Source organism: Halobacillus sp. BBL2006 (genome assembly GCF_000786645.1).
Classification (GTDB): Bacteria; Bacillota; Bacilli; order Bacillales; family Halobacillaceae; genus Halobacillus.
Genome location: NZ_JRNX01000382.1, coordinates 1 through 2724 on the forward strand (window position 1 = coordinate 1; position 2724 = coordinate 2724).

Sequence of the window (2724 nt, forward strand, 5' to 3'; positions counted from 1 at the left end):
CTGAAGGTGACTTCATTGAAGTTCATGTGGACTGTCCTGTATCAGAATGCGAAAAACGTGATCCAAAAGGATTGTATAAAAAAGCGCGGAATGGTGAGATCAAAGGGTTTACTGGAATTGATGCACCTTATGAATCTCCAAACTCGCCGGAGTTGGTTTTGCATACGGATCAAGCAGATGTGAACGAGTGTTCAGAACAGCTTGTGTCTTTTTTAGAAGAAAAGGGATGGATATAAATCAGCAGGACCCAGTGTTAATAATGAGGGAGTGAGAAGATGGCTAAGGTTTACATCGTAGGCGCCGGACCAGGGGATGCCGAATTGATTACAGTGAAAGGCTTGAGAGCGATTAAAGAAGCAGATGTGATCTTATACGACCGGCTGATTAATAAAGAACTACTTGATGAAGCAAGTGCACACGCAGAGTTTGTCTATTGCGGTAAGAGCCCTGATAATCATTCTCTTACCCAGACCTCCATAAATGCACTCTTATGCAAATTTGCCTTACAGGGAAAGACTGTCACTAGGTTAAAGGGAGGAGATCCTTTCGTATTCGGCCGCGGCGGAGAAGAAGCAGAAGAATTGTCTAGAAGAAATATTCCTTATGAAATCGTTCCTGGAATCACTTCCGGAATTGCAGCACCTGCCTATGCAGGAATCCCGGTGACCCATAGAGACTATAGTTCATCTGTGTCCTTTATCACGGGAGTGAGCAATCTCGGAGTCGACCAAGAAGAGTACTGGGAGCATGTTGCAAAAAGTATGGATACGCTTTGTATTTATATGGGTGTAAAGAAACTCCCCAAAATCTGCGAACGACTTATTCGCCATGGAAGAGACGCTCATACTCCCATTGCTTTAGTCCATTGGGGAACGACGGGTGACCAGCACACCGTTACAGGGACATTGCTCGATATTGTAGAGAAGGCTAAGAAAGTCAAAAATCCCAGCATGATTATCGTAGGAGAAGTCGTGAAACTTAGGGAAAACTTGCAATGGTTTGAGCAATTAAAGGCAGAAAATGATCTGCTTGCTCAACAAGTAGTGGGATAAAGGAGGGTTTAGATGAAGTCAGTGCTCTATGTAAGTCATGGCAGCCGTGTGGAGGAAACACGAGAGGAAGCCGTATCATTTTTGCATGCCGTACATGAACATGTGGACGTACCTTTATGGGGGATTTGTTTTTTAGAGCTCACTGAACCGGACATGAGAAGTGGAATTGAAAGGTTGATTAAACATGGAGCCACTGAAATAGCAATTGTACCCGTCTTGCTGCTTAGTGCCGGCCATTATTATAAAGATATTCCTGAAGAGATTACGGAAGCAATGAGCCTCTATCCGAATGTTAAGTATAAATATGGAAAGCCGATTGGCATTCAAGATAGAATCATTGATGTTTTAGACCAGCGAGTGAGAGAAACGGAATCATTTGATGCAATGAACACCGATATCCTTCTGGTTGGAAGAGGAAGTAAAAACCCTGAAACTAAACGTTCCATTGAAACAATTGCCCGCAGGCTGGAAGAAAAATTACAAGTGACAGATATAGAAGTGAGTTACCTTGCGGCCTGCCGTCCATCCTTTGAGGAGGGGTTGGAAAGAGCTTTGAAAAAGGAAAGTGAAACAATCGTTGTCCCTTACTTATGGTTTACAGGTTTATTGATAAAATCGATGACCAAAAAAGTAAACCAGCTTCAAGAGGAAGGGCATGGAATTAAAATAACTCATTATTTAGGGAACCATCTTAATATAGTTCAAGCGTTAGCCGATCGAGCCGAAGAAGCGGTGGTAAGTAGCGCTATCGATAAAACCTTCGTAACGTCAGTGTAAAACAAGGAGGGAACGGATGAGCGCAATACCAATGATGGTGGACTTGGCAGGGAAGCGGACGGTAGTCGTCGGAGGTGGAGTTGTAGCAGAAAAGCGAGTAAAGACGCTAAATAAAAAAGGAGTCTTTATCACGCTTATCAGCCCTTCTTTAACAAGTACACTAAAATGTATGATCGATGATGAGAAAATCAGCTGGAAAAAGAAAAGGTTCAGTGAAGAAGATGTAATAGATGCTTTTGCCGTCGTAATCGCGACGAATGATTTGGAAGTGAATGAAATGGCTCTCCAAGCAGCATCCCAAGTGCCTTTGATTAATTACGCTCCAGATGTAGATAGAGGTAATTTCAGCATCCCTGCGTATTTTTCAAGAGGAAAGCTGACGATATCTGTTTCCACGGAGGGAGCTAGTCCAATGCTGACAGCAAGAATAAAAGCAGACCTTGAGAAAGGTTTTGAAGATGATTATGGACAATATGTTGATTTCCTATATGAATGTCGTCAACAGATTAAACGTTCTTCGCTTCCAAAGGTAGAAAAACAGGCTCTTTTAAAACATCTTTTACAGGACACTTATAAGAGCCCTGATCAGCAGAAGATTTTTAAAAAACAACTGGAAACCATTGCAGAAGGAGAGGGAGTGACGTGAAAGGCTTAACTGGAAAACGTATCGGAGTAGCGGCGGACCGTAAATCAGATGCAATCTGTCGGCTAATCCAAAACATGGGAGGGACGGCAGCCGTTTTTCCTTCCCAAGGTAGACAAAGATTAAATGAAGAAACAAGCATAAAAAATATAAAGGACTATCTTGATACACGTTTTGAATGGGTCATTTTAACAACAGGTATCGGAGCAAAAACGCTAGCGCATTCAGCTTCTAACATAGGATTGAAGGATC

The 2724-nt window shown here is 42.4% G+C and carries 4 protein-coding genes and 1 pseudogene; all 5 read left to right on the forward strand.

Annotation, left to right across the window (positions count from 1 at the left end; all coding sequences use genetic code 11):
• The coding region (locus LD39_RS11855; RefSeq protein ID WP_035546698.1) for an adenylyl-sulfate kinase at window positions 1-236 on the forward strand (236 nt) is incomplete at its 5' end.
• A gap of 39 nt (window positions 237-275) precedes the next feature.
• A complete protein-coding gene (gene cobA / locus LD39_RS11860; protein ID WP_035546700.1) occupies window positions 276-1052 on the forward strand; it encodes a uroporphyrinogen-III C-methyltransferase in 777 nt (258 codons plus the stop codon).
• A gap of 12 nt (window positions 1053-1064) precedes the next feature.
• Complete coding sequence (locus tag LD39_RS11865) at window positions 1065-1829, forward strand: sirohydrochlorin chelatase (RefSeq protein ID WP_035546703.1); 765 nt, start codon at window positions 1065-1067, stop codon at window positions 1827-1829.
• Window positions 1830-1845: 16 nt separating this feature from the next.
• Window positions 1846-2475, forward strand: coding sequence for an NAD(P)-binding protein (locus tag LD39_RS11870; protein WP_035546705.1), 630 nt, complete (start codon window positions 1846-1848; stop codon window positions 2473-2475).
• Window positions 2472-2724: pseudogene (locus LD39_RS11875) on the forward strand (uroporphyrinogen-III synthase); the annotation flags it as partial. The gene LD39_RS11870 and the pseudogene LD39_RS11875, both read left to right, overlap by 4 nt.

Excerpts from the sequence above, each read along its gene's own strand:
- cobA (WP_035546700.1), top strand. The coding sequence starts at position 276 with ATGGCTAAGGTTTACATCGTAGGCGCCGGACCAGGGGATGCCGAATTG.
- LD39_RS11865 (WP_035546703.1), top strand. The coding sequence starts at position 1,065 with ATGAAGTCAGTGCTCTATGTAAGTCATGGCAGCCGTGTGGAGGAAACA.
- LD39_RS11870 (WP_035546705.1), top strand. The coding sequence starts at position 1,846 with ATGAGCGCAATACCAATGATGGTGGACTTGGCAGGGAAGCGGACGGTA.